Below are 26,973 nucleotides of genomic sequence, written 5' to 3'. Positions count from 1 at the left end.
ATTGAATCAAAGGAGTGTCTATATGTCTTTTTTAGAAGGAAAAAAAATCGTGATCATGGGCGTTGCGAATAAACGTAGTATTGCTTGGGGTTGTGCAGAAGCAATGATGCAACAAGGCGCGGAGATCATCTATACGTACCAAAATGAACGCATGAAGAAATCACTAGTCAAATTAGTCGGTGAAGATGCTTTCACAGTGGAATGCGATGTAGCAAGCGACGAGAGCATCGAAAAAGCAATGGATGCGATCGGTGAATATGCGGGCGAGATCCATGGCTTAGTCCACGCGATCGCCTATGCCAACAAAGAAGAGCTTTCAGGTAATGTGTCTGATATCTCTCGAGACGGCTATCAATTAGCGCAAGATATCAGCAGCTATTCTTTGATCGCTGTATCAAAATATGCACAAAAATACTTAGCACCTAACAGTGGGATCGTAAGTATGTCTTATCTTGGCTCACAACGAGCAATCCCTAACTACAACATGATGGGGATCGCAAAAGCATCACTAGAAGCAGCTATTCGCTACTTAGCTTCAGAATTTTCACCTAAAGGAATCCGTGTCAATGGAATTTCAGCTGGTGCGATCAAAACGTTAGCAGTAACTGGTGTGAAAGACTACCAAAAATTGATCGAACTATCTGAGTCACGTACACCTGATCAACAAGGAGTAACGATCGAAGAAGTCGGTAATACTTGTGCGTTCTTGATCAGCCCGTTATCAAGTGGGATCATCGGTGACATCATTTATGTCGATAAAGGTGTTCACTTGTCTTAATCAACGAACAAAAAATCAGCCCTCTATGATGAGAGCTGATTTTTTTATTGTATAAATCAAGTTGTTATTCAACCACTTCGATCCAACCTTCTGGTGCTTCGATATCACCGAACTGGATACCTGTCAATTCGTCATACAAGCGTTTAGTTACAGGTCCTACTTCTGTCTCGCTATAAAAGACATGTAAGTTGTTCTTATAATAGATTCCACCGATCGGCGAAATCACCGCTGCCGTGCCACACGCGCCAGCTTCAGAAAACTGATCGAGTTGATCGACATAGATGTCCCCTTCCACTGCTTTTAAGCCTAAACGTTCTTCAGCGATCTGTAACAAAGAATACTTCGTGATACTTGGTAAAATTGAAGGCGATTGTGGTGTGATAAACTGGTTATCTTTCGTAATACCAAAGAAATTCGCTGCCCCCACTTCTTCGATTTTTGTGTGAGTGGCTGGATCAAGGTAGACACAATCCGAATAGTTCAATTCCTTCGCTTCTGTTCCAGGCAATAGACTCGCTGCGTAGTTTCCTCCGACTTTCGCAGCGCCGGTTCCGTTAGGTGCTGCTCGATCATACTCAGATACAATAAAGTTCGTTGGTTTTAATCCACCTTTGAAATAGGCACCAACTGGCGTACAGAAAACGACAAACAGATACTCAGGTGCTGGATGAACACCGATGTTTTCTCCTACACCGATCAAAAATGGACGTAGATACAAGGTTGCTCCAGAACCATAAGGAGGAACAAACGCTTCATTTGCTTTTACGACTTCTTTCACTGCATCAATAAACATATTTTCTGGAACCATTGGCATCAATAAACGTCTCGCACTTTGATTCAAGCGACGACTATTTTGCTCCGGACGGAATAAATTGACTTTCCCATCTTTTCTGCGGTAAGCTTTTAGTCCTTCAAAACACTGTTGACCATAATGAAGCGCAGGTGATCCTTCATGAAGAGATAAATGATTATCCTCAGTCAGTTCGCCTTTTTCCCATTCTCCATCCTTCCATTTGGCAACAAAGCGCCAAGGTGTTTTGATGTAAGAAAATCCTAAGTTATCCCAATCTATTTGCATGTTCATACCACCAATCGTCAGTTTTGAAATATTTTAGCACTATCTCTCTCATTTGTCATCGTTTATTTTGCTCAGTTGTTATTGCAAGTGTTCCTATGGACTTATGTAATGATTTATTTTGATTTTTGCGCTGTTCTTGTTACAATACAAAAAAGAAGATTTAGAAAAGGGGATTTTATGTTTTCATTCATTGCTACAGCAGAAACAACCAGCTCAACCGGAGAAACCTTGACAGATCAAGCAGTTAATCAAGTCAATGCTTTCCAACGGTTTTGGAATGATATTGATTGGGATGGCATCTTTTCTACGATGATCCAAAAAGGATTATATCTGATTTTTTTGGTTCTCCTATTTGGTCTTATCAATCGCATCGGTAAATACTTGATCGATAAGTCTTTTAAACAGTATTCAAAAAAAGCCGTCCTTAACGGCAGCCGTTTAAAGACATTACAAAGTCTTTTAAATACCATCTTCAATTATACGATTGGTTTCTTCTTTATTTACGCGATTCTTTCCGTCATCGGTGTGCCGATTGGTTCATTGTTAGCCGGTGCAGGGATTGCAGGTGTCGCGATTGGTTTAGGTGCACAAGGGTTTATGAGTGATGTGATCACTGGCTTCTTTATCATCATGGAACAACAAATGGACGTTGGCGATTACGTCAAGTTAACGAATTTGACCATTGAAGGAACAGTTGTATCAGTTGGTATCCGTACCTTGCAATTAAAAGGTGTCGATGGCACAGTCCACTTTATCCCAAACCGTAGCATCACAACGATCAGTAACCTTTCTCGTTCGAATATGCAAGTCGTTCTTGATATCCGTATCGTTCCAGAAGAAGGTTATGATAAGATCTATGAGATCATTCAAAAAGTCAATGAAACATTAGCTGTGAAATACGAAGAGGAATTACAAACAGAGCCAACGATTTTTGGTCTTGTAGATATCGGAAACAGTAACTTTGCGATCCGTACGATTTGTTACGTCTTGAACGGTAAGCAATTTGAGCTAAAAGAAGAATTTTTAAGTTCTTACGTCAAAGAACTGACAGCCGCTGGTTACAGCATTCCGAATACACCGATCGTGTTGAAATAGTTTTTATATCATTTTTGAAATAAAGATATATTAAAAAAAATAGTACCACTGTATTATTTGATCAGCTCCATCCATCTTTAAAAACCAAGCAACCTCCAAAATGATCATAAAGATCTAGCTTTTGGAGGTTGCTTAGTTTTTATTTAGTTAGTAAAATCGACTACTCTTTAACTAACAATATCGATTCTTTCTCTCAATTCATCTATTTTAGGTGACACGATATTTTGACGTTCTAATTCGTGTACCATATAATTGACTGCTTTCAATAATTCTTTTCGTGTGATGATTCCTTTGAAAACTTTATCCTCAGTGACAACTGGTAGGAATGATGCATCAACCAATAGATGAAGTACTTCTTCTAGATCCCAATGCTCATCGATCGTTGGTACATCTGTTTCCATCACGTCAGCTACCGTCAAACCTTCTAATGGCTCCATACTGATTGTTTGCAGATCCATCATTTTGTTGACGACGTTCGATAGGCTGACTAAGCCGACAAAGCGATCATCTTTTCCTAAGACAGGGATTTTGGTGTATCCCACTTTCGATAAAACTAATAATCCATGTGATAACGGATGTTGATACATAACATTTGCCACGTTTTCTGCTGGAACCAAAAAGGTCTCTTGATTTTGCAGTAATAATTCTCTTACGATTGGTCCAATCATTACACATTGGCCTCCATTTCAATTTCTTTCAACATCTCTATTTTACCGAAAACGGATGCAAAATCCAGACAAACATTTCTATTTTTAGCAAAAATTAGAGTTTGTTTCTCAACGTTTATACTCAAACGCCATGTTATCGATCTTTTGGTGTGATCGATTATAATATTGTACTGCAATTTTGTCTTTCGTACTATCGATCAGTGCATACGCAGGAATTTGGATCATGCCTCGCGGTTGGGAAATACTTCCCGGATTCAAGAACAAGATCCCTTGTTCAAATTCACAACCTAATTGATGCGTATGACCAAAAAGAGCGATCGTTGCTTGTTGTTCTTTTGCTTCAAGCGCTAACTGTGTCAAACCAAAGCGGACATTTGATAAATGTCCGTGTGTCATATATACGCGGTCGAGCCCTGTATCGACTACTCGTTTCGTTTCAAAATCGGTACTAAAATCACAATTTCCTTGAACGCCGATATAAGTTTCCCAAACTTCATCTTTTGCGTCAAGTTCTGAATCCCCGCAATGAAAGAAATAATCGACTTCATTTTGGTAACGGGTAAGCAGTTCTTGCACGATTGCTCGATCCCCGTGATTGTCACTAACTACTAAATAACGCATCTACTCCACTCCTTCCAACCATGCTTGCCATTCTTGACTTAGTTTTGCCATTGCTAACCCTCGGTGACTATGCTCATTTTTTTCTTCACTTGAGATCTCTGCGGCTGTTTTATCGTAGCCGTCTGGAATGAATAATGGATCGTAACCAAAGCCATTTTCACCTTTAGGGATTCGCCCGATTCGACCAGGCCAGTCTGCTTCTACTACTAGACTTTCTTTGTCTGGCGCCGCAAAGACTAATGTACAGTGGAATTGTGCGGTGCGTTCTTCATCAGGTACATCTGTTAGCTCAAAAAGTAATTTCGCATTATTGCCGGCATCACTTTTATGTTCCCCGGCAAAACGCGCAGAATAAACTCCTGGTCTGCCGCCTAAGGCATCGACTTTTAAGCCAGAGTCATCCGCCAGCACTGGCTGATTCAATACTCGTGCAATCGTTTCTGCTTTCAAACGCGCATTTTCTTCAAATGTCGTACCTGTCTCTTCGACATCTGGTATCTCAGGATAGTCAAATAATGTTTTGACTGTATACCCTTCTTTTGCAAATAACGTGCGGAATTCTTCTGCCTTACCTGCGTTTCGAGTGGCAATGACGATCGTTTTCTCTTGTTGTGCCTCTGTCGCCTCGGCAAATTCACTCAATAAAACATTTTTTTGTTCCAATATCAAGGATTCGATGGCTGTTTTTCCGTACACAAGCATTTCATTCAACTGTTCGCCATCAAAGGTTGCTTCTTCCCCAGTTCCTTGGATCTCTACAAATCTACCTGATTCAGTCATCACTAAGTTCATATCGACTGCTGCCGCAACATCTTCATGATAATCTAAATCAGTGACACATGTCCCGTCTGCTAAAATACCGACGCTGATTGCAGCAATATGTTCTTTGATTGGATCATTTGGCAACACTTTTGCTTGCAATAACTTCTCGATCGCTAATCTTAAAGCTACAAATGCACCTGTGATACTTGCTGTTCGGGTTCCACCATCTGCTTGGATCACATCACAATCAACGATGATACTCCGTTCACCCAATTTTTCTAAATCGACGACTGCCCGCAAGGAACGGCCGATCAGGCGTTGGATCTCCATCGTACGGCCACTTAACTTTCCTTTACTGCTTTCACGACGATTTCTCGTGTTCGTTGCTCGCGGTAACATGCTGTATTCTGCTGTTACCCAGCCTTTACCACTTCCTTTTAAAAAAGGTGGTACGGAATCTTCGATGGTTGCTGCACATATCACTTTTGTTTCGCCAAAGCTGATCAACACCGAACCTTCCGGATGTTTCAGCACGTTCGTTTCAATGGTGATTTCTCGTAAGTCTTGGACATTCCTTCCGTCGTGACGCATCATTGCACTTTCCCTCCTAAGTCGATCGATTCAACGATCAGTTCTTTTAATCCCAACCAATCTTGGGCAATCTCATGGAACATTTTAGCTGAGCCTGTTGTATAAAACCGGCATAACGTGCGACCATTTTTTGGTGAATTACTGATTTCAAAATAATCAAGCAACATGGACACCTCACCGATCGTTTCAGCACCTGAGTCGATCAGGGTGACTTTATCCCCCATAACATTTTGGATGATGGGGCGAAGTAACGGATAATGTGTACAGCCTAAAATCAATGTATCGATTCCTCTTAACTCTAACGGAGCCAATGTTTGAGCGACGATTTTTTTGGCAACTGATGAACGATATTCTTTGCTTTCGACAACAGAAACAAATTTTGGACAGGCTAAGCTCGTGACTTTTAGGTCAGGTGCTTTGTCCAACAAGGCTGTTTCATAGGCTGCGCTTTTGACTGTACCGAGCGTGCCGATCACACCGACTCGCTGATTTTTTGTTTGTTTTACTGCGGCTCTCGTCCCTGGCAAAATGACACCGATCACCGGGATCGATAGAGTTGCTTTGATTTCTTCTAAGGCCACGGCTGTTGCCGTGTTACAGGCAATCACAAGCATCTTGATGCCTTTTTCAACTAAATAATTCGTCATTTCCCATGTATAGGCGATCACTTGCTCTGCTGGTCTTGGACCATATGGACAACGTGCTGTGTCGCCAACGTATAATATGTTTTCATTCGGTAATTGCTTCAGTGCTTCTTTGACGACCGTTAGACCACCAACTCCTGAATCAATAAAACCGATCGGACGTTTATCTGTCAATCGAATCATCCTTTTTCAAAAAATTCTATCTTCTATATTGTGGACTTTTTGAGGTGATTTATCAAGTACTATCACCTTCTTTCCACGTCTTTTCCGACAATTCGTTCGAACGTTTGCCCTGGAAAAATTTGTTTACTAACTCAAGAAGGAATCCACAAAAAATTTGAAGACCAAATTTCGTGGATTCCTTCTTACGAACCGTTCACTATTCGATTTTTATGCTTTCCTATCAATAACTGTACTTTCTTCTTTCCAAATATGAGGATAGTAGAGAAAGTGCGTAACATACGACAAAATACATGAAAGTCATCATTACGAACATCGGTAAGACGTAATTGGTATTTTGACCATAGACGATACGTGCTTGGTGCGTCAACTCTGGTAAAGAAATGATCACGGCTAACGATGTATCCTTGATCAATGAGATCAATTGACTCACAATGGCAGGGATCATCGACTTGAATGCTTGAGGTAAGATGATGGTCCGCATCGTCTCTACATAAGTAAGTCCTGTAGAGAGACCGGCTTCCATTTGCCCTTTAGGCACAGCATTCAGACCGGCACGGAAAATCTCTGATAACATTGCAGATTCAAAAATAGTCAATGCCGCAACCGCGGACCAAAAAATATTCATTTGGATACCAATTTGCGGTAAAGCAAAATAGGTGAAAAAGATAATAAGCAATAAAGGCAGATTACGAATGATATCGATGATCAGACCTAGTATTTTTGATAAATACGGAATACTCGCGAAACGAAGAACACCTGTCAATCCACCGATCAGAAAACTGAAGATAATTGAGAATAACGAAACTTCGATCGTTACTTTTAAGCCTTCTAACAAAAAGCGAATATTCATCCATGAAAATGCACCACTAAAATCCATTGAGATTCTCCTTTCTATGAACGAACTGCCCATTTTTTCTCAAGATAAACCATCAAGTAAGACAATGGTAAGGTAATGATCAAATAAAACAACCCGACAATGATATACGTGTCAAAAGTGTTGAACGTTTCACTAGCGATCAAATCGCCTTGGTACATTAGATCCAACCCAGCAACGATAGCTAAAATCGATGAATTTTTGACTAAATTGATGAATTGATTGCCTAATGGCGGGATCACGATTTTAAATGCTTGCGGCAACACGATGTAACGCATGGTTTCTGAGTACGTAAATCCTGAAGAAAGCCCTGCTTCCATCTGTCCTTTTGGCACGGTTTGGATTCCTGAACGAACCGTTTCTGCAATAAATGCTGAAGTATAGATCGTAAGACCAATCGTCCCTGCCTGAAATCCGTCAAAACTGATCCAGTAAAGCGGTAATACAACATAGAAGAACATCACGATGATCAGTAATGGGATATTTCTAAAAAACTCAACATAGGCTTTCGCAAAGCCTCTTATCCAACGATTGTGTGACAATTGAAAAATCGCCATCAACGTTCCGATGATCAAACTGAATAAAAGCGCCAAGACACTTGATAGGATCGTTACTTTGAATCCATCAAGGAAGGCTGGCCCATAAGTTTGTATCAAATCACTCATTGTATTCCCTCCTTAATCAATTTTTCCCTGAGTCGTATCTGGGAACCATTTTTCATAAATCTTATCATACGTACCGTCTTCAACCATTTCTTCTAATGCTTGATTGACGGCATTCAAAAAGTCTTCTTGTCCTTTATTGATGGCGATCCCATAAGGTTCTTCTGTAAAAGTTCCACCTGCTAATTCATAGTCAGGATTTTCTGCTGCCATCCCAAGTAAAATTGCATTATCCGTCGTCATGGCATCGCCTTGACCAGATTGTAAAGCAGTAAATGCTTCTGCATAGTTCTCTAATTCCAAGATTTGAGCATCCGGCGCATGTTTTCTGATGTTTACGGCTGAAGTTGATCCTTTTACTGCTAGAATGGTCGTTTCCGCATTTAAGTCCTCTACGCTTTTGATTGGGCTTCCTTTTTTCACTAATAATGATTGCCCAGCATCAAAATAGACGGATGAGAAATCAACTTGCTTTTTACGTTCTTCAGTAATCGTCATCGTTGCGATGATGGCGTCGATATTTCCATTTTTCAATAATGGGATTCTGGTTTTTGAAGTAACTTCGACAAAGGATGCTTTTCCGTCATCACCTAAGATTTTTTTCGTGATTGCTTTGGCGATATCGATATCAAATCCTTGGACTGTTCGGCTTTCGATATCCATCATGCCGAACAAACGAGTATCATACTTGACGCCCCAAACGATCTCATTCGTTTCTTTACTGCGAGTCAAGATATCTTTTTCTGCTAAGCTACTGCCTTTACAGCCACTTAACACTAGAAATACTAGTCCAAAAAGAAAGAATAAACGAGTGAATGTTGTCTTTCGCATATTATGCCTCCTATCAATGGTTGATTACTTTACTGATAAATTGTTTTGCACGTTCTTCTTTTGGATCATCAAAGAAATTGCGTACATCGCGACTATCTTCTAATACTTGACCGTCAGCCATAAAGATGACACGATCAGCCACTTCTTTGGCAAAGCCCATCTCATGGGTCACGACGATCATTGACATCCCATCTCTTGCCAGTTTTTTCATTACGTCCAAAACATCACCGATCATTTCTGGGTCTAACGCAGATGTTGGCTCGTCAAATAACAGCATTTCAGGATTCATCGCTAAGCCGCGAGCAATCGCCACACGCTGTTGTTGTCCTCCAGATAACATTGATGGATACGAATCTTTTTTGTCTAACATGTTGACCGTTTTTAAAAATTTCTCTGCATTTTTCACAGCAGTCGCTTCATCTTGTTTTAACACTTTGATCGGTGCTAGTGTGATATTTTCCAGAACCGTTTTATTTGGGTAAAGATTGAAATGTTGAAATACCATCCCAACATTTTTTCTGATCTCCGTCAGTTTCGTTTTCTTGTCACGAATATCGACATCATTGATCAAAAGTTTTCCTGAAGTAATTGTTTCTAAGCCGTTGATACAGCGTAGCATCGTACTTTTCCCTGATCCTGATGGACCAATGACAACGACGACTTCTCCTTTTTCAAATTCAAGATTGATGTTTTTCAAAGCATGGAATTTGCCGTAATACTTTTCCACACTGTCAAATTTAATCATTGTCATATCATTACACTCCCATTATTATTTAGTAAGATTTCTTTTAAAGTAATATAATAGAACACATTATATCTGAAACTTTGGCAACTTGTAAAGTTTCCAAGAAAATTACCCATCCCTTTTCTTTTATAATTGGTATAAATAACGATTTTTCAGCTACTTTTTTCGATGATTTCTGTCTGGACTGTTGTCTATTCGGTAAAAAAACGGTAAGATATTAAGTATTAGTCTGACAAATTACAAAGAGGTGTTCTTTTTTGAAAAATATTATTTTAACAGGAGACCGTCCTACTGGCAAACTACACTTAGGCCATTATGTCGGGTCATTAAAAAAACGTGTAGAAATGCAAGCAGATGAAGCGAATCAGTTATTTGTGATGATCGCGGATATGCAAGCATTGACTGATAATGCCAAAAATCCGGAAAAAGTATCTTCCAATGTATTAGAAGTTGCTTTAGATTACTTAGCGGTCGGGTTAGATCCTGCCAAATCAACATTGTTCATCCAATCGCAGATCCCTGAATTAGCAGAGTTGACAATGTATTACTTAAACTTAGTGAGTGTGGGTCGCGTCCGTCGTAACCCAACTGTAAAAACAGAGATCGAGCAAAAGAAATTTGGTGAAAGTGTCCCAACAGGTTTCTTCATCTACCCTGTCTCACAAGCTGCTGACATCACTGCGTTTAAAGCAAACCTAGTCCCAGTTGGTGAAGATCAAAAACCAATGTTAGAACAAACACAAGAAATCGTCCAAAGCTTCAATCATACGTATGGTGAAGTACTCGTTGAGCCTAAAGGCGTCTTCCCTCCTAAAGGAATGGGACGTTTACCAGGCATCGATGGTAACGGAAAAATGAGTAAATCATTAGGTAACGGCATCTACATTTCTGATCCTGCTGATGTCTTGCAGAAAAAAGTCATGAGTATGTATACCGACCCAAATCACATCCATGTCCAAGATCCAGGACAAGTCGAAGGCAATATGGTCTTTACTTACTTAGATGTTTTTGGTACAGATAAAGAAGCGATCGAAGAAATGAAGGCTCATTATCGTCGTGGCGGTCTAGGTGATGTGAAAATCAAACGTTACTTGATTGATGTGTTGGAGGCTGAGTTCGCGCCGATCCGCGCACGTCGTGAAGAGTTGGCGAAGGACCCACAAGCGGTGATGGATATCTTACGTCATGGTAGTGAAGAAGCCGCAAAAGTTGCCGCAGCTACACTTTCGGAAGTAAAAGCAGCAATGGGCATCAATTACTTCAACAAATAAAAAAGGTTCTATAATATCTAGTGTTGGTGGAAAACAATTTTGTTTTCTGCTAACACTATTTTTTGTAAAAAAAGATAGTAAAAGAGATATCCAAATTGATAGAATTAAGTCGACCAAAACCAACTCATCAAGAAAGGATATCTCCATGGACTATCATACTAAAAAATTACTCGGTTTAACAGATGAAAATATCATTTTCCCTACAGATTGGCTTTCTGAAAAGAAAGAAGGAGGGATTACCTCCCATGTGATTCATGGTCGCTTAGATTACACTCCCTCTTGCTGTACAAGATGTGGGATTAAAAACGAAGGACAAGTAATTAAGTATGGTACTCACCAAACCACGATTCAATTACTGCCGATTCGTTCAAACAAAACTGTCTTAAGTCTTAAAAAAACTCGCTTTCTATGTAAAGAGTGTGGCGCAACTTTCTCCGCTGAAACTTCTTTAGTCGATCGAAATTGTTCGATTTCTGTCAACTTGAAACGAAAAATCATGGCAGAATTAGCGATCAACTCTAGTAGAAAAGACATTGCCATCCGGTACTTCGTATCGGATGTAACGATTTTACGCATCATGAAAGTAGCCGTGAAGAACGTGAAAGTCTGCTTTGACTACTTGCCTTCTGTTCTTTGCTTTGATGAATTTAAAGCGATGAAATCTTGTGTTGGGAAAATGAGCTTTATCTTCATGGATGGCCAAACCAATCAGATTCTAGGTCTTCTTGAAAGTCGTAAACTTGCTTATTTACGTACCTATTTCTCTCGCTACACCCGTCAAGCAAGAGAAAATGTCCAATATATCGTCATGGATATGAACGCTCCTTATTTTGAATTAGCGAAAAGTATTTTTCCCCATGCACAAATTATCACGGATCGCTTTCATATTATCCAACATATCCACCGGTCATTGAACCATTTACGGATTCAAATCATGAACACGTATCGCAAGATCGATCGCCTGAAGTACAAACGATTCAAACGTTTCTGGAAGTTGCTTCTAAAGGATTCTTATCTATTAAATAGCTCTCATTACCGTTATGATTATTCCTTTAAGCGACCAATGACTGAAAAAGCGATTGTCGATGAACTACTAAGCTATGATTCCACCTTGAAGCTGGCTTATGACACCTGCCAACTCCTTCTTTATCATTATAAACAAAAGGATACGAACTACTTTTTCGAAGTGGTGAACACCTTAGATACACAACTTCCTGAGTGGTTTCGTAAGAAGCTCACTTTCTTCAATAAATATAGAACAGGCATCGCGAATGCCTTTCAAACACCCTATAGTAACGGGGCGTTAGAAGGGACAAACAATAAAATCAAGGTGATCAAACGCGTTGCTTATGGTTACCGTAACTTTCTCCATTTTCGTGACCGAATTTACTTGATTCAAGGATTAGTTTTTCAAGACCAATCCAATACAAAAAAGAATCAATCTAAGCTTCTTTCTGCTTAGATTGATTCACGATGAAATTCTTTCAATTTGAACTCACCAACACTACTTGTCGAAGAGCCATAAAAAAATTGGAACAAGGTCATTCAATGACCTTGTTCCAATTTTTTTGTCGATTTAATATTAACGAATACTTGCATTGACTGTTTCTGCCAACGCCTTCTCAACTTTGCTCATCGCTTGATTGATTTCTTCGTCCGTTAGTGTTGCTTCCGGGTTTTCAAAACTTAATGTATACGCAACTGATTTGTGTCCTGCTTCGATGTTTGCACCTTGATATACATCGAATAGTTCAACATTTGTCAAGAAACGGCCAGCAGCTGATTGGATTGTGCGAACGATTTCTTGGTTCGTCACATTTTCAGCAACTAACATCGCAATGTCACGCGTTACACTTGGGAATTTTGTTACTGGTCGGAATGTGATCCCTTTTTGAGCTGCTTCAACGACGGTCGCTAAATCAAACTCAGCAACATATGTTTCTGGAATATCGTAAGCTTTTGCGGTCATCGGATGGACTTGACCAACAAAGCCGATCATTGTCTCCCCTAAATAAATTGCCGCAGTACGACCTGGATGAAGTTCTTTGATCGTTGTCAAAGCTTGGTAACTGATGTCATCAGCCAATGAAAGCTGTTCAAAAACATTGGCCAAGATCCCTTTGACAGTAAAGAAGTCAACTGCTTGCGGCTTACTTTGCCAACTTTTCTCTGCCCATGTACCAGTTACTGCAAGAGCTACGTGAGTGACTTCTTGTGGTAGATGAGTCAATGGATCGTTTTCTTGATAGAATACGCGACCCACTTCATAAAATGCGATATCCGCATTTTTACGTGCCGTGTTATATTGGACGTTATCTAATAGACCACTGATCAAGTTCATGCGTAAGACAGAACGGTCTTCACTCATTGGCCAATCCAAGCGAGTGATTGCTGTTTCTTTCAACGCGAATTGACGAGATTTTTCTTCTGTGGTCAGCGCATAACTGATTGCTTCACTTAATCCGCTACCTTCCAGTAACGTACGGATCTTACGTGTAGTCGCTTGTTCTTGTGTCAAGCTTCCTGCAACTGTTTCGCCACTTGGTAACGTTGAAGGCAGACGATCGTAGCCATAGATACGTGCTACTTCTTCAATGATATCTGCTTCGATCTGGATATCCCAACGTCTTGGCGGCACGATGACTGTATATGCTTCACCTTCGACTTGATAGCCGAATCCTAATGCTTCAAAAATCTCACTGACTTCAGATACAGTCAATGCTGTACCTAAATAATGGTTGATACGATCCAATGTGATTTGCACTTTTACTTCTTCTGCTTGATACTCAGAGCCTTTGACAGCACCTTGTAACACTTCTCCGCCTGCTAAAGCAACGATCATTGCCGCAGCCACATCACTTGCTTCGCCTACAGTTGCTTTATTGATGCCTTTTTCAAAGCGCGCAGATGATTCACTACGAAGATTGAAACGTTTCGCTGTTCGGCGAATCGAGATTGGGTCGAATAAAGCAGATTCTAATGCCACAGTTGTGGTTGTTTCTGTGATCTCTGAATCAAGTCCGCCCATGACACCAGCTAAAGCCACTGGTACTTGACCGTTCGTGATGACTAGATCTTCTGCGGTCAATGTGCGAGTTTCGCCATCCAACGTCACAATGTTTTCTTCTGCTGCTGCGTGACGCACCACGATTTCTTCTGTGCCTAACTTATCATAGTCAAACGCATGTAATGGTTGGCCGAACAATAATAAGATATAGTTTGTGATATCCACGACATTGTTGATTGGGCGGATTCCTTCATTCATCAAAATATTTTGCAGCCATTGTGGACTCGATTGGATCTTGACGTTTTCAATGATGCGGATTTGATAAGCTGGTACCAATTCCTTGTCTTCCACTGTTACCGCAATTTTTTCTAAAGCTTTACGATCGACTTCTACTAATTCTTCCTCATTGAATGCCGGTGTTTGACGATAGATCGCGCCGACTTCATAAGCCACACCTCTCATTGATAAGGCATCCGCACGGTTTGGTGTGATCGATAATTCGATGATCGCATCATCCATATCTAAATAAGAAAAGACTGGTTCACCGTTGACCGCTTCTTGTGGTAAATAGTAGATACCTTCTGAATATTCTTTAGGTACGACACTGTCAGAATAACCAATTTCTTGTAACGCACAGATCATCCCATTAGAGACTTGTCCGCGCATTTTTCCTTTTTTGATTTTGACATTGCCTGCAATCCGTGAATTTGGTAAAGCCACAATGACTTTGATTCCTGCTTTGACATTCGGCGCACCACAAACGATTTGTGATAATTCTTCCTCACCGATGTCTACTTGACAGATCGATAGGTGATCAGAATCAGGATGTGGGACACATTCCTTCACTTCTCCCACAACGATTTTCTTCAAGCCTTCTTCAGGTACAGTGACCCCTTCGACTTCGATTCCTGTGACCGACATTTTATCCGCAAGTTCTTGCGGTGTCACATTTGATAAATCAACGTATTGATTCAACCATTTATATGATACTAACATTCTTTTACTCCCCCTTGAACTGACTTAAGAAGCGCAAGTCATTTTGATAGAAATTACGAATATCGTTGACACCATAGCGTAACATTGCGACACGATCTGGTCCCAGTCCAAAAGCAAAACCGGAGTATTCTTCAGGATCGATCCCTGACATTTCCAAAACATTCGGATGAACCATCCCAGCGCCTAAAATTTCGATCCAGCCGGTGTGTTTGCAGACGTTACAGCCTGAGCCACCGCATTTGAAACAGCTGACATCGACTTCAACAGAAGGCTCTGTGAACGGGAAATAACTTGGTCGTAAACGGATTTGGCGATCTTCACCGAACATCTTCTTCATCACGACTTCCAATGTGCCTTTCAGATCTCCCATCGTGACATTCTTATCGATCACTAATCCTTCGATCTGATGAAATTGATGACTATGCGTTGCATCATCTGTATCACGTCGGAAAACTTTCCCAGGTGAGATCATACGTAGCGCGCCTTTTGAAAAGTCATGTTTTTCCATTGTCCGTGCTTGGACAGGCGACGTATGCGTACGGATCAAGATTTCTTCTGAAATATAGAAGGTATCTTGCATATCACGAGCTGGATGATCTTTTGGTAAATTCATTCGTTCGAAGTTATAATGATCTGACTCCACTTCATAGCCTTCAACGATTTGATAGCCCATACCAACAAAAATATCTTCGATTTCTTCCATGATCTGTGTCAAGATGTGGCGTGTGCCTTGTTTGACTGAACGACCTGGCAGTGTCACGTCGATGGTTTCTTTTTCTAATGCTGCATTCATGGCAGCAGTTTCTAAGACTGCTTTTCTTTCCTCGATCTCTTGTGTCAATAGATCACGGATCTCATTGGCAAAGCTTCCCACTTTTGGACGCTCTTCCGGACTTAAATCTTTCATTCCTCGCAAGACCTCAGTGATTGGTCCTTTTTTTCCTAGTGTTTCGACACGGATCTGATTTAATTCTTTTAGATCCTGTACTTGCTTGATCTTGACGATCGTTGCTTCCTTCAAGCTTTCGAGTTGTGCTTGTAAAGACATGCGCGATTTCCTCCTTTAAAATTCAAATGCAAAAAAGACCTCATTCCTATCAAGGAACGAGGTCTTCGCGTTACCATCCTAATTTACGATCCAAACGACCGTACACTCATTTTATTAACGACAGACGTTCTGCCGGCCTGAAAAAAATTCCAGACGAACTCGGAAAGTGAACTTCATTTTTCAAACACAGGATCTGCTTTCAGTCTATGACAGATCTCCCTTGACTGGTTCAACCAAACTACTCTTTTTCGTCATCGTTCTTTTTTGATTATTCAACTAAAAACCAGTGTACAAGATTTTTGAGACAAAATCAACTGCATTCTTCGGGTGTGACCCATTTCTCACTCCAAAGTTGTAACTGGACCATCGCTTTTTGTAAATCTGCTCCTTTTTCAGTCAGCATATATTCAGAACGACTCGATTCATTGCATGAAAAATTACGCGTAACGATTTTTTCTTTTTCTAATTCTTTTAATCGTTCGACCAAGACACGGTCACTGACCATTGGGATTTTTGCAGAGAGATCAACAAAGCGCTGCGGACCATTTTCGAGTAATACATCGATAATCAATCCATTCCATTTTTTTCCTAAAATCGAGAATGTTTTTTCAAATTTGGGACACAGAATGAATTCTGTCTGTGTTAGCTCCATCTTACTCACCTCTTTTTATGAGTATAGCATATTACTTACAAAGTGTAAGTCCAGTTTGCTCAATTCTTATTCTTTATTAAGATTTATTATTTTCTTCGCTTGTAATAACACTAGAAAGACATCTTGTACGGGTTTATTCAACGCTTCGCTCAATGCTCGTTGGTAGAGGTTCAATTGACCACGGTATTTGCTGATGACCTTTTCTATTTCCTCAGGATCTTCTGGATGCAAGATAAAATCGGTCTTGAAATCATAAAGCTGTACATACTCATCAAAGTCGAGATACCCGTCCACGATCCCATGGACTAATAATTCGTCTTGATCATTTGGATATTCTTTGAATACTTTTTCTGCTTGGAGAAGCATTGAAAATGGTTGTTCTCGTTTGACTTTTTCTGAATGTTCGATCAATGATTGGCCAAGAAATGATTCATAGAACCAAAGAATAGCTGCAATCGGTACTCTTTTAGCAACTTTCTCATCCACCAAGCGTTTTTTGACCAGTATCGCTAATTCTTTTTCGACTCGCTCTTTCGTCAAGTTTTCCAATGGTAATAACTGTAACAGAAAGTGTGTCGCAGTCCCCACTGCTGCGGCAGAAACTTTACGCTCTTTTTGTAAAAAACGGGGTTCTGCCAACTGATCTTGTGTATACCTGAACGGTTGTGCAAATGCTTTTTTATCACTTCTTTCCCAGGTCAATCGTGCATCTGGTGAATCATCCGGGTCTTCAAAAAGACGTTTGATCTCAGAAACAGATTGATAACTAGTCGTTTGCGAAGAAGCTTCATAAGGATAAGCAAACGCTAAACGAGTTTTTAGATCTGCGGACAATGGTGTTTGATCGCTTACATGCTCTTCTGCTTGTTCTTCTTTTGTTGCTAACGCTTGGCGTTGTGCGATGACCTCTTCTTGATTCATCCAAGTGATCGTAAAGTCTCCAGGCGAAGCTTTTAGTTGTGGCAACGGTGTAGCTTCTGGGAAGTATTCAGTCATTTTCGGATGGCGGATCAAACTATAGCCGATCCAATTCATCAAACTACTCATACTTTTCAGACGAATCACTGGATCTAGCACTAAGTCAGGTTGTTCGCTTGCTTCTGACCAAGCTTTGAACGTGTCTTCTTTGCTTTTATAGGAACCGACAATAAACAATTTTTGCTCTGCTCGTGTCAAGCCCACGTATAATTTACGCATTTCTTCCGAGAGCAGTTTTTTCTGTTTCGCTAATTTGATGGCTTGATAAGGCAAGGTATCATATAAGACCCGAGTATCTGGCTCCATATAGCGGACCCCTGCACCGAGTTTTTCTTCAAAAGCATAGCGGTTTTTTAAGTCTTGCAAATTAAATTGCTTCGTCATATCTAATAAAAAGACGATTGGGAACTCTAATCCTTTACTGGCATGGATAGTCATGACACGAACGGCATTGTCACTGGAAGCAAGGACAGGTTCCGCTAAATCTTTGTCTTTTTCCTGCATTTTTTCAATAAAGCGGACAAACTGGTAAAGTCCGCGAAAAGAGCTTTGTTCGTAAGCTTTCGCACGATCCACTAACGCATAAAGATTCGCTTGACGCTGCGCACCAGCTGGTAACCCTACGACGTATTCCAAATAGCCCGTTTGGTAATAGATTTCCCATAACAGATCAGTGATTGAAGAACGACGTGCTAACTCCCGCCATTGTTGTAATTGCTTGTTAAAATGAAGGAGTTTAGCCGACAACTCGTCTTCGTTATTATTTTGATAAGCTAGCACTGCATCATAGTAAGTATGCGCCTGATCTGCTAAGCGAATACGCGCTAATTCTGGTTCGATCAAGCCGACGATCGGCGAACGAAGGACAGAAGCCAACGGGATATCCTGATAAGGATTGTCGATCAGTTGCAGCAAGGAGATCATCGTGCGGATCTCGGTTGCTTGGAAATAATTTTGAGCATCATTTAACTCTAAGGGAATATCAAAGGTTTTGAACACTTCTAAGATTGTCAGATTGTTTTTCTTCGTCGGCGTCAGCAAAACGATATCTTTGTATTCGATTGGCCGTTCTTCTTGCCTTTTTTTATCGTAAATCATGAACTGTGAATCGATCAGCTGACGGATCTTCAACCCTGTCATAAACAATTCGCCTTCTGTTTTATCTTCCAATACTTCATCCATGGGTAGTTCGATTTCTGATGTTTCTTGGGCTTTTTCATAAATCAGGATCTCTGGTGAAAATCGCTCATTCTCTGGGAAACCAGAAAAACCAAGGACAAGTCTAGCCGCTTCATCGTAGGCGATCTGTCCGACTGTCGGGTCCATCAATTGTTCAAAGATCAAATTGGTAAATGCCAAAACTTCTTGCCGTGAGCGGAAATTTTCAGCTAAGACGATCCGTCGTCCGCCTCTTTCTTCCGAAAATTTCTCATATTTATTGATAAAAAGGGTGGGATCAGCTAAACGGAACGAATAGATCGACTGTTTGACATCCCCTACCATAAAGAGATTGCCTTTTTCTTCATCCGGTTCTCTGACCCAATAAAGTAATTCTTCTTGTAGCTGGTTGACGTCTTGGTATTCATCGACCATCACTTCTTTGAACTTCCTGCGATAATAATCCGAGGCTTCACTTGGTTGCCACGCTTCTTCTTGCTGTTTCGTCAGTATTTGTAGCGCTAAGTGTTCCAAATCGTTAAAATCCAGTACGCCTTTTTCGCGTTTGCGCGCACTGAATCCTTCCATGAAAAGTTTAGTGACTTCCGTCATTTGTTCAACGAGAGGTAACGCTTTTTGGCTTAACTCTTCGATTTGTGCGGGTGAAACTGGGAAATAGCTTTTACCGATTTGTTGCAAGATTTTTTTGGCACGATCTCTTAACGCCTTGACTTCAGCCGAACGCTCTTTTAACTCCGCTTTGCGACTGCTTTTGAATGTTGTGAACGTCAAATTTTCTAATCCTTGATAAGCATTCTCTAATTCATCACTGACGAATCCTTCATAGATTTGTTGGATACTTGCCTGCTCTTGGGCAACTTGTTCCAACATTTTTTCTAGCCCTTCCTCTTGTGCCAAAACAACCATTTCTTCATAAAGTTGCGTGCAATGAAGTAAGTCAGCTAAAACCAATGGCCGGATCTGTTCTTGATACAACGTAGAAGCTGCTAAGCCACCTTCTAAGCGATAAGCTTCAGGTAAACGGTCCAACCAAACGATAGGATCAGGATTTGCGCGGGCAAAATCATAGAGAGAAAACACGAGATTCGTCAATCCATCATCTGAACGATCATTTGAGAAGTTCATCGTTAAACGAAAGAAGTTTTCTTGGTTTTCAGCGTACAGCTGTTCTCTGATTTCATCCCACACATCTTCTTTCATTAAGATCGTCTCTGTTTCATCTGTCAACATTCGAAACACTGGATCGATATCGATCAAATAATAATATTTACGGATGACGGTCAAACAAAACGCATGGAGTGTTGAGATGTTTGCTGTTGGGAGCAACACAAGCTGTTTCGTAAAATGTTTTTGCCAAACCGGATCACTTTCACTATTGACTGCTTCTTGTAACGCAGACTGGATGCGCTCTTTCATTTCTCTTGCAGCGGCTTCCGTGAACGTGACGATCAACAGCTCATCGATGTTGACCCCCATTTTTAGTTTCTCGATCACTCGGCGAACCAAAACAGTTGTTTTACCTGAGCCAGCCGATGCCGAAACAAGAAGATTATCTCCTTGATCAAAAATAGCTTGCCACTGTTCATCGGTAAAGCGCTCATTTTCTGGTTTTAAAGGAATTGAGGTCACTCTTCTTCACTCCTTTTCAATATTCTGCGTAATGCTTCTTCTTTATCAAGCTTTTCTAAACGATGGTAATTGTTTTCTTTCAGCATGACATCGAACGTACAGATACTTCGGAACGGGCAATATTCACAAGCGATTCTTTGTTTGTCTTTATAGGCTGGATTCAGTTTGATCTCTCCGGATGTGATCGCCTCACCAGCTAAACGCATATTCTCGCGATTATGATTCATGAACAATTGCAGTTCTTCTTCTGTATAAAATTTTTCTTTGCTATAACTGCCTTTTTGCAGCTCGTCTTTGGCATTTTTCTTCACCGGATAGATCAGTGAGCTTTCTTTCGCTTCCAATGAATGATCGAGTACTTCTAATAAGCCTGGATCATCGACAAAAACCCCATCATAGCTGAATTTCTTTAACGTGTTTTTCTCGACATTTGTCGTATCCGTCAGCACGGGATTATGCACATGCAAGTAATAAGAGCCTGCCGGTTTGACTGCTGCCTTGCCGGTTAAACGTACGGCATCCATCAACGCTACATCAAGGTAGGTCAATAGTTGCATCGCCATTCCATAATATGCTTCTGTCACGTCAAAGGAACGGCCACTTGATTTATAGTCCACGACACTCAACCACGTGTCGCTTTGTTCAGTAGCGACATCGATCCGATCGATTTTTCCACGTACATGGAGCTTCCCGCCCTTATCCAAAGGGATCTCAAGCCCAGGAATCCCTCGAGCACCAGCAATCTGTCCAAATAAAATCTCTGTTTGTAACGGCTTCATACCAGTGTTCCTACTTTGTTTTTGTAACGCCCACGCCACTTTTTGAATCGTTTGTCCTAATTGGTAACGGATATAGTTCATTCGTGCAGAACTATCTAAAATCTCAAAACGCAATTCACCGAACACTTCTTGTAACACTTTTTCAGTAAATTCTTGACGCTCTTTCTCAGACATTGCTACGAGTGAAAGTTGATTGGAGAATAACAACTTGAAGAAACGATCGAGTGACTCATGATAAAAATCACCGGTAGCAGCTGGTGTCAAACCATAAATATTACGTTCTTTCAGCTTCAAGCCAAATTGAACAAAATACTTATATTCACAATTATAGAAGTTTTCCATCCGTGAGATCGACGTATAGATTTCTTTACCGTATAAGGCCTCTGCCATCTCTTCTGACAAAGATACAGGGACATTCAGGTGATCTTGACTTTCAAAGATCGTCAACGCAAAATTCCGTTCGTTAGAACGAAGCACCAAATCTTTTAATTGTTGCCAATAAAGCGGCACAGCCTGTTTTGCTTCTTTTGCTAAACGGTAGACGCGATTGATCGTATTGATGCCACTACGGTACGTTCCCACGTAGCAATCGGGTTCACTCGTCAACTGCAACTGGCATTTTGCTTCGACCGGAATACCCAGATAATCGACGACTCGTTTCAAATAAGGAGACATTTTCAAGCGATTCGTATCATAGCTTTGCGCATAGCTCAAGTACAACCGTTCAGTTCCCGAGGCAAACACTAAATAAGCTTGGAAAGGTTCAAATGACATACTCTCCTTTGCGGGATCAAATAAAAATTGATCATCAGCCAGCCCTTGATTCAACGCTTCTCGTTCTTCGCTAGATAATAAGCCTTTCGTTTCATGGCGATCTGGGAACACCTGATCATTCAAGCCAACTGCAAATGTGACCTTCGCTTGATTCGCACGTACAAGTTCCAAACGGTTGATCCGAACTTGATCGATTGCCGTAGGGATCTTCCCATAGCTGAGATTTTCTAAGCCACTAGTGATGATCTCTTGAAACAAGGACCAGTCAAATGGTGTTTCTCCATAGATCAATGAATATTCATCCAAAAGATCCATCAAAGCACCCCAGGTTTGTTCATGGTTTCTAGCCGCAGCTAAGTTTCCTCGGGCTACTTCTTGGTCACGCCAGAAAAGTAATTGTTGTTGCACGCCACTTTCGATCAAGAACTGATAAAACAACGTGACTGCTTCTTGTCCTGTTTGACATTTCTTGATATCCCCAATAAATACAGGCACCAATGCGCGAAATAGTCTGCGGATCGTATTTGATTGCTCTTCCAACTGTTTGACGTCTTCTAGCTGTTCTGCTTCAAAATCATAGGCGACAAACTGCCAATCTTTTTCTCGAAGCCAATAATTGCCTTGATAGTTGTATGCTAAAGCAACATTTTCTGTGATATCCAGATCCGTGCGAAACTGGTTTCTGGCCGTCTGCCACGTATCAAGATCTAGTTCATCGGTTGGTGTACCGATCGTTAACTCAGTTTTAAAGAAACGCATGATATCGTTTAAACGATACTGGTAACGATCCAAAGCAAATAGGCTATTGATCCATTCGATCAATGGATGGTTTTCCATCAGTTGTTCTTCGTCCAAATAAAAAGGGATCGCCATTTCTTGGAAAATCGGTCGCAATAGATTTCCGTATAGCGTCATATCCTTTGTCAATACTTGGATGTCTTTATAACGAAACCCTTCTTGGCTGACCAAACGCCGGATCTCCACCGCTAATTGGCGAACTTCTTCCGTTGGATTTTCTGCTTCCCATAGATGTAGTGTCTCTTGCGCACCAATCTTTGTTGGTGTGCTTTTCTGGTGACTGGAAGTTTCTTCCCACATTTGTTGTAACGATTGAAGTTCTTTTTTATATGCTCGTGCCGGCGCATAATGATCGACTGCCACAGGGACACTTTGTTCTCGTGCAGCGTTCAGTAGTTGAAAATAAACCTTACCTGTGTTGTAAAACAAGGACAATGGATCAGGCAAGTCGGATTTATAAGGGCGATCCAATAAGAGATCAACGACAAGCTGCCCCTTTTCCATCATTTTTTGTATCAATTGGAATTCTTGCGCATTGATTCGCGCAAATCCACTGACTAAAAATTTGATGTTTCGATAATCCTGAGTTGCCATATAATTTGCTAATACGGTTAACGCATCTTCCGATTGGAGCGCTCGTTGAAGCAACTCCTCTTCAAAAGCGGTGAAGATCAATTGCAGATCCTTCATTTTTAATTGACGATCCTCATCTCTTGGTGACTCGCCTGTCACAGATGTCAGCAAATCAGCTGGCGCTATCTTGCCTACCTGTAATTCGCTATATAATTCTTGCAACTGACGAATGAAGCCTTTTTTTCTGATTTCACCTCGAAAAATCGTCAGTTCCTCTTGTTTCTTTTCTAAAATCTGACGTAGGATCATCGCTGAACCAGCTTCCGTCAATTCATTTCCTGAAAGCAATGTGGTTTGTTGCAGTAAGTACCAAGCCAAACGATAGAAACTGAATACTTGCATATTCGTTGTGCTAAAAGAGCTTTTTCCGCTTTTTTTACGCATCTCGGCTAATAATTCCTGCTCTTGCTCAAATTTATTATAGTTAGGTACAAGGAAAAATACCTGATGTGTTTCATCTTTTTCAAGCCAAGCGGCTGCTTCATCAATTAGTGCTTTACGGTGGTCTTTTTGACCATTCCCCAAGATAAATTGTAACGACACCTTGCTTCCTCCTTTTTTCCCAATTGATATACGTCATCATTATAACAAAAACAACTGAACATTTGTTCTATTATCGCCTAAATTTTGGAAATAAAAAAAGCCGGAGATGGACAATCGTCCTCTCCGACAAAAACATGGCTTAATGGATCGAACCCATTAATTTTTTGATTGGTTCTTTGATTGCAAACAAGATCACTGCACCTACGATCGCCACGACCCCAATGATCCCGAAGTAAGCTGATTCGGTACCCGGTGTGTAAAAACGAGCGATTTGTGCGTTGATGGCTTGTGAAGAAGCATCCGCTAAGAACCAGATCGCAATCGTTTGTGACTCAAAAGCTCTTGGTGCTAATTTCGTCGTCACAGATAGTCCAACTGGTGACAAGCAAAGTTCAGCAAGCACAATAATGAAGAAGCTTCCGATTAACCAAAGCGGACTTACTTTGCCAGCTGTTCCATATAACATACCTGGTAACATCAATAATAGATAAGATAGCCCTGCAAATAGTAAACCTAGCGAGAATTTCACTACTGTCGAAGGTTGACGTTTGCCTAAGCGAGTCCACAATGTCACGAATACCGGTGTCAAAATAAAGATAAAAATCGGATTCAATGATTGATACCAGCTAGCTTGGATCGGTATGCCCATCAAAGTGGATCGTGTCCGTTCACTTGCAAATAAAGCAAGGATCGATGAGCCTTGTTCTTGTAATGACCAAAAGATGATTGCTGCTAAGAATAACGGGATATATGCCCATACTCTTGGTTTTTCTTCCGTCGATACATCTTTTGATGTCAACATTTTAATAAAGTAATAAAGTGGTAAAACGATCCCCAAGACACTGATTGTATTGACGAAGAAATCGATCGTCAAATGTCCAGTTAGTTGTGCCCCGCCAAAAATAATGGCAAATACGATCAAAGCGATCACAACATTGCGGATAAATCCTTTACGTTCTTGTTGTGTCAATGGATTAGGTGCTGTCATCCCTACACCATCCAACGTCTTACGTCCTTGGATCACATACTGCAACAATCCGAAGAACATACCAATCGCTGCTAATGAGAACCCTAAATGATAGTTATACTCTTGCCCAATCGTGCCGACGATCAACGGTGCGAGTAATGCCCCAAGATTGACCCCCATATAAAAGATTGAAAATCCTGCATCTCTTCGTAGATCGGTTTTAGTGTACAAATGTCCAACCATGCCAGAAACATTCGGTTTTAAAAAGGCGGTACCAATGATGATCAATGCCATCGAGATAAATAAAGTTGAGACACCAAACGGCAATGCTAGAACGATATGTCCAATCATGATGAAGACCCCACCAATAAAGACAGTCCGTTTTGCTCCTAACACCCGGTCAGAAAACCAACCGCCGACGATACTTGACATGTAGATCAACGAACCATAGATCGACATGATCGACAAGGCTGTTGCTCGAGGTAAGCCAAGACCTCCATTCGCTACTGTATCGTACATATAGTAGATCAGTAAGGCGCGCATTCCATAATAGCTGAATCGTTCCCACATTTCTGTAAAGAACAATGTAGACAATCCCTTCGGCTGACCGAAGAACCCTTTGTCTTGTTTTTCCATAATCCATACCCCAATTCTTTTAATTTTCAGAAAATAATACACACATTTGCCGAAAATTCGTGTGAAAATATATATCTAAGAAATATATACCTATTTTCTATAAATACAACAAAATTTCAATGGGAAAATGATAAGAAAAAACATAGGTTATTTTTAATAATTATATAGTTCGTTTCTCGCAACTTCTAAGAAATATCGCTAGATCCGTCATGTAAACGGTCTTATATCAAGGCCTTTAAATCATATCTAAAATTATTATATTTAAAAAAGTTTTTTTGAGCATTTCATTTTACTTACTTTTTGTAAGGTGATATACTTCATTTTGTCATCAAGAAAAAAACGCAGAAAAGCGATTTAAAGGAGAACTGATTTATGACTGAATTTACAAATAGCTTAAAAAACCGCCGTTCGATTTATGATTTAGGACGCAACGTTTCGCAATCAAATGAAGAACTAACTGCTTTGATCCAAGAAGCAATCAAAGAAAGTCCTACTGCTTTCAATGCGCAATCAACACGTGCTGTGATCCTATTCGGCGATGCACACGAAAAATTATGGGAAATGACAGAAGAAGCATTACGTCCATTGACACCAGCTGAAGCTTTCCCTAACACACAAAACAAATTAGCAAGCTTTAAAAAAGGCTATGGTACTGTCTTATTCTTTAAAGACACAGATATTATCAAAAACTTGCAAGAACAATTTGCATTATATGCAGACAATTTCCCAGATTGGTCAGAACAATCAAACGGGATTGCAACAGCAAACACTTGGGTAGCATTAAGCGAAGAAGGCTTAGGCGCCAACTTACAGCACTACAACCCAGTAATCGATGAAGCTGTAGCAAACGAATGGTCAATTCCAGCAAACTGGAAATTACGTGCACAATTAGTCTTTGGTTCACCTGAATCTCCAGCTGGCGAAAAAGAATATATGAACGATGCAGATCGTTTCCGTGTATTTGGTGCATAGTTCGTCAATGACAAAAAACAGCTCTCCTATTCTAAAATAGGGAGCTGTTTTTCATTTTAGTATTTATTCGTCTTCATGCTCGATCATGATATCAAGTTCTGCATCATCATTTAAATGCTTCGCTAAAAAGGGAATCAGTTCTTCTAATGAAACAGAAAACTTCAATAACGGTCCACGCCAACCATTTCGGAAAAAATTCATTTTGACTTCTTTCGAATCTTTTGGTTGGTAAAGAACGATTTTATTTATTTCAGAAAAAGGCACGCCTCGACGGTCAAAACTATTCAGTACTAACCCTTCTGTTGTCAGACCTCGACTGTCTAGTAAGAAACTCAATAAGACAAGCGAAGCTAAGACCCCTTTCACTAACTCATCTAAAGTTGGTTGGCTAACCAATGTATACCATAGAACAAGTATAGCTAGAAAAGGAACAACTAAATAGACCCAGCGATTCCGCACCGTTTTATACACGATTTCTCGGCGTACCAGCCAAAGAAATAAACACATGACGATGACAAATAGAAAAAGAACTATTGTTAAAAAGGAAACCATCTTATCGATCCACACCTCTATTTTCAA

General features: G+C 40.5%; 21 protein-coding genes and 1 other annotated feature. Of the genes, 5 read left to right on the top strand and 16 right to left on the bottom strand.

Going from position 1 to position 26,973, the window contains the following annotated elements; genetic code table 11:
* Positions 1–22: 22 nt before the first annotated feature.
* Positions 23–778, top strand: coding sequence for an enoyl-ACP reductase FabI (fabI, locus tag IGL24_RS06660; protein WP_206858802.1), 756 nt, complete (start codon positions 23–25; stop codon positions 776–778).
* 64 nt (positions 779–842) lie between these two features.
* On the opposite strand, the gene IGL24_RS06655 is transcribed toward fabI, so the two are convergent.
* Positions 843–1,856, bottom strand: a complete 1,014-nt coding sequence (locus IGL24_RS06655; protein WP_206858801.1) for a branched-chain amino acid aminotransferase — start codon at positions 1,854–1,856, stop codon at positions 843–845.
* A 177-nt stretch (positions 1,857–2,033) separates the two neighbouring features.
* Between IGL24_RS06655 and IGL24_RS06650 the strand changes: the two genes are divergently transcribed.
* Positions 2,034–2,951 carry a mechanosensitive ion channel family protein gene (locus IGL24_RS06650; RefSeq protein WP_206858800.1) on the top strand — a complete coding sequence of 306 codons (918 nt, stop codon included), beginning with the start codon at positions 2,034–2,036 and terminating at the stop codon, positions 2,949–2,951.
* A gap of 167 nt (positions 2,952–3,118) precedes the next feature.
* Here the strand turns inward: IGL24_RS06650 and cbpB are convergent, their stop codons facing one another.
* From cbpB to IGL24_RS06610, 8 genes are all read right to left on the bottom strand, one after another.
* Positions 3,119–3,619 carry a cyclic-di-AMP-binding protein CbpB gene (cbpB, locus tag IGL24_RS06645; protein WP_206858799.1) on the bottom strand — a complete coding sequence of 167 codons (501 nt, stop codon included), beginning with the start codon at positions 3,617–3,619 and terminating at the stop codon, positions 3,119–3,121.
* Positions 3,620–3,727: 108 nt separating this feature from the next.
* A complete protein-coding gene (locus IGL24_RS06640; RefSeq protein ID WP_207699588.1) occupies positions 3,728–4,240 on the bottom strand; it encodes a metallophosphoesterase in 513 nt (170 codons plus the stop codon).
* Positions 4,241–5,593: a ribonuclease PH gene (rph, locus tag IGL24_RS06635; protein WP_207699594.1), complete on the bottom strand. Its 1,353-nt coding sequence runs from the start codon at positions 5,591–5,593 to the stop codon at positions 4,241–4,243.
* Positions 5,593–6,420, bottom strand: a complete 828-nt coding sequence (racE, locus tag IGL24_RS06630) for a glutamate racemase (RefSeq protein WP_206858796.1) — start codon at positions 6,418–6,420, stop codon at positions 5,593–5,595. The genes rph and racE overlap by 1 nt, the downstream gene beginning before the upstream one ends.
* 220 nt (positions 6,421–6,640) lie before the next feature.
* The gene (locus tag IGL24_RS06625) at positions 6,641–7,297 is read right to left on the bottom strand and encodes an amino acid ABC transporter permease (RefSeq protein WP_207699587.1); all 657 of its coding nucleotides are present in this window, start codon (positions 7,295–7,297) and stop codon (positions 6,641–6,643) included.
* 14 nt (positions 7,298–7,311) lie between these two features.
* A complete protein-coding gene (locus IGL24_RS06620; RefSeq protein WP_206858793.1) occupies positions 7,312–7,959 on the bottom strand; it encodes an amino acid ABC transporter permease in 648 nt (215 codons plus the stop codon).
* A gap of 12 nt (positions 7,960–7,971) precedes the next feature.
* Entirely contained in the window at positions 7,972–8,787 is an 816-nt protein-coding gene (locus IGL24_RS06615) for a transporter substrate-binding domain-containing protein (protein WP_206858791.1), read from the bottom strand.
* Between the two features lie 13 nt (positions 8,788–8,800).
* The gene (locus IGL24_RS06610) at positions 8,801–9,538 is read right to left on the bottom strand and encodes an amino acid ABC transporter ATP-binding protein (protein WP_206858790.1); all 738 of its coding nucleotides are present in this window, start codon (positions 9,536–9,538) and stop codon (positions 8,801–8,803) included.
* A gap of 251 nt (positions 9,539–9,789) precedes the next feature.
* Here IGL24_RS06610 and trpS point away from each other — a divergent pair, with 251 nt between their 5' ends.
* Together trpS and IGL24_RS06600 are read left to right on the top strand one after the other, a co-directional pair.
* Positions 9,790–10,803: a tryptophan--tRNA ligase gene (trpS, locus tag IGL24_RS06605; RefSeq protein ID WP_207116098.1), complete on the top strand. Its 1,014-nt coding sequence runs from the start codon at positions 9,790–9,792 to the stop codon at positions 10,801–10,803.
* A 145-nt stretch (positions 10,804–10,948) separates the two neighbouring features.
* Positions 10,949–12,265, top strand: a complete 1,317-nt coding sequence (locus tag IGL24_RS06600; RefSeq protein ID WP_429966297.1) for an ISL3 family transposase — start codon at positions 10,949–10,951, stop codon at positions 12,263–12,265.
* Between the two features lie 120 nt (positions 12,266–12,385).
* Here the strand turns inward: IGL24_RS06600 and pheT are convergent, their stop codons facing one another.
* From pheT to IGL24_RS06570, 6 genes are all read right to left on the bottom strand, one after another.
* A complete protein-coding gene (gene pheT / locus IGL24_RS06595; RefSeq protein WP_207115250.1) occupies positions 12,386–14,806 on the bottom strand; it encodes a phenylalanine--tRNA ligase subunit beta in 2,421 nt (806 codons plus the stop codon).
* A gap of 4 nt (positions 14,807–14,810) precedes the next feature.
* Positions 14,811–15,854 (bottom strand): phenylalanine--tRNA ligase subunit alpha, encoded by a 1,044-nt coding sequence (gene pheS / locus IGL24_RS06590; protein ID WP_206859408.1) that lies wholly within the window; start codon positions 15,852–15,854, stop codon positions 14,811–14,813.
* Between the two features lie 49 nt (positions 15,855–15,903).
* Positions 15,904–16,118: a binding site (T-box leader), on the bottom strand.
* 46 nt (positions 16,119–16,164) lie between these two features.
* Positions 16,165–16,506: a winged helix-turn-helix transcriptional regulator gene (locus tag IGL24_RS06585; RefSeq protein ID WP_019724054.1), complete on the bottom strand. Its 342-nt coding sequence runs from the start codon at positions 16,504–16,506 to the stop codon at positions 16,165–16,167.
* Positions 16,507–16,572: 66 nt separating this feature from the next.
* Positions 16,573–20,292: a helicase-exonuclease AddAB subunit AddA gene (gene addA / locus IGL24_RS06580; protein WP_207115251.1), complete on the bottom strand. Its 3,720-nt coding sequence runs from the start codon at positions 20,290–20,292 to the stop codon at positions 16,573–16,575.
* Positions 20,289–23,819 (bottom strand): PD-(D/E)XK nuclease family protein, encoded by a 3,531-nt coding sequence (locus IGL24_RS06575; RefSeq protein ID WP_207700255.1) that lies wholly within the window; start codon positions 23,817–23,819, stop codon positions 20,289–20,291. Before IGL24_RS06575 ends, addA begins: the two co-directional genes overlap by 4 nt.
* Before the next feature lie 139 nt (positions 23,820–23,958).
* On the bottom strand, positions 23,959–25,422 hold the full coding sequence (locus tag IGL24_RS06570) for a peptide MFS transporter (RefSeq protein WP_206859415.1): 1,464 nt from the start codon (positions 25,420–25,422) through the stop codon (positions 23,959–23,961).
* Positions 25,423–25,794: 372 nt separating this feature from the next.
* Here IGL24_RS06570 and IGL24_RS06565 point away from each other — a divergent pair, with 372 nt between their 5' ends.
* Positions 25,795–26,394, top strand: a complete 600-nt coding sequence (locus IGL24_RS06565; RefSeq protein ID WP_206859417.1) for a nitroreductase family protein — start codon at positions 25,795–25,797, stop codon at positions 26,392–26,394.
* A 63-nt stretch (positions 26,395–26,457) separates the two neighbouring features.
* On the opposite strand, the gene IGL24_RS06560 is transcribed toward IGL24_RS06565, so the two are convergent.
* Positions 26,458–26,946, bottom strand: a complete 489-nt coding sequence (locus tag IGL24_RS06560) for a hypothetical protein (RefSeq protein WP_207116113.1) — start codon at positions 26,944–26,946, stop codon at positions 26,458–26,460.
* Positions 26,947–26,973: the final 27 nt, after the last annotated feature.

Source organism: Enterococcus sp. DIV2371 (assembly GCF_050498525.1).
GTDB lineage: Bacteria > Bacillota > Bacilli > Lactobacillales > Enterococcaceae > Enterococcus_B > Enterococcus_B mangumiae.
The sequence above is the reverse complement of the archived record's forward strand: the minus strand, read 5'-3'. Positions and strand labels throughout refer to the sequence as shown.

Excerpts from the sequence above, each read along its gene's own strand:
- cbpB (WP_206858799.1), bottom strand. The coding sequence starts at position 3,619 with ATGATTGGACCAATCGTAAGAGAATTATTACTGCAAAATCAAGAGACC.
- IGL24_RS06585 (WP_019724054.1), bottom strand. The coding sequence starts at position 16,506 with ATGGAGCTAACACAGACAGAATTCATTCTGTGTCCCAAATTTGAAAAA.
- pheS (WP_206859408.1), bottom strand. The coding sequence starts at position 15,854 with ATGTCTTTACAAGCACAACTCGAAAGCTTGAAGGAAGCAACGATCGTC.
- pheT (WP_207115250.1), bottom strand. The coding sequence starts at position 14,806 with ATGTTAGTATCATATAAATGGTTGAATCAATACGTTGATTTATCAAAT.
- IGL24_RS06620 (WP_206858793.1), bottom strand. The coding sequence starts at position 7,959 with ATGAGTGATTTGATACAAACTTATGGGCCAGCCTTCCTTGATGGATTC.
- rph (WP_207699594.1), bottom strand. The coding sequence starts at position 5,593 with ATGCGTCACGACGGAAGGAATGTCCAAGACTTACGAGAAATCACCATT.
- IGL24_RS06560 (WP_207116113.1), bottom strand. The coding sequence starts at position 26,946 with ATGGTTTCCTTTTTAACAATAGTTCTTTTTCTATTTGTCATCGTCATG.
- IGL24_RS06600 (WP_429966297.1), top strand. The coding sequence starts at position 10,949 with ATGGACTATCATACTAAAAAATTACTCGGTTTAACAGATGAAAATATC.
- IGL24_RS06615 (WP_206858791.1), bottom strand. The coding sequence starts at position 8,787 with ATGCGAAAGACAACATTCACTCGTTTATTCTTTCTTTTTGGACTAGTA.
- fabI (WP_206858802.1), top strand. The coding sequence starts at position 23 with ATGTCTTTTTTAGAAGGAAAAAAAATCGTGATCATGGGCGTTGCGAAT.
- IGL24_RS06565 (WP_206859417.1), top strand. The coding sequence starts at position 25,795 with ATGACTGAATTTACAAATAGCTTAAAAAACCGCCGTTCGATTTATGAT.
- IGL24_RS06650 (WP_206858800.1), top strand. The coding sequence starts at position 2,034 with ATGTTTTCATTCATTGCTACAGCAGAAACAACCAGCTCAACCGGAGAA.
- IGL24_RS06655 (WP_206858801.1), bottom strand. The coding sequence starts at position 1,856 with ATGCAAATAGATTGGGATAACTTAGGATTTTCTTACATCAAAACACCT.
- racE (WP_206858796.1), bottom strand. The coding sequence starts at position 6,420 with ATGATTCGATTGACAGATAAACGTCCGATCGGTTTTATTGATTCAGGA.
- IGL24_RS06640 (WP_207699588.1), bottom strand. The coding sequence starts at position 4,240 with ATGCGTTATTTAGTAGTTAGTGACAATCACGGGGATCGAGCAATCGTG.
- IGL24_RS06570 (WP_206859415.1), bottom strand. The coding sequence starts at position 25,422 with ATGGAAAAACAAGACAAAGGGTTCTTCGGTCAGCCGAAGGGATTGTCT.
- IGL24_RS06610 (WP_206858790.1), bottom strand. The coding sequence starts at position 9,538 with ATGACAATGATTAAATTTGACAGTGTGGAAAAGTATTACGGCAAATTC.
- IGL24_RS06625 (WP_207699587.1), bottom strand. The coding sequence starts at position 7,297 with ATGGATTTTAGTGGTGCATTTTCATGGATGAATATTCGCTTTTTGTTA.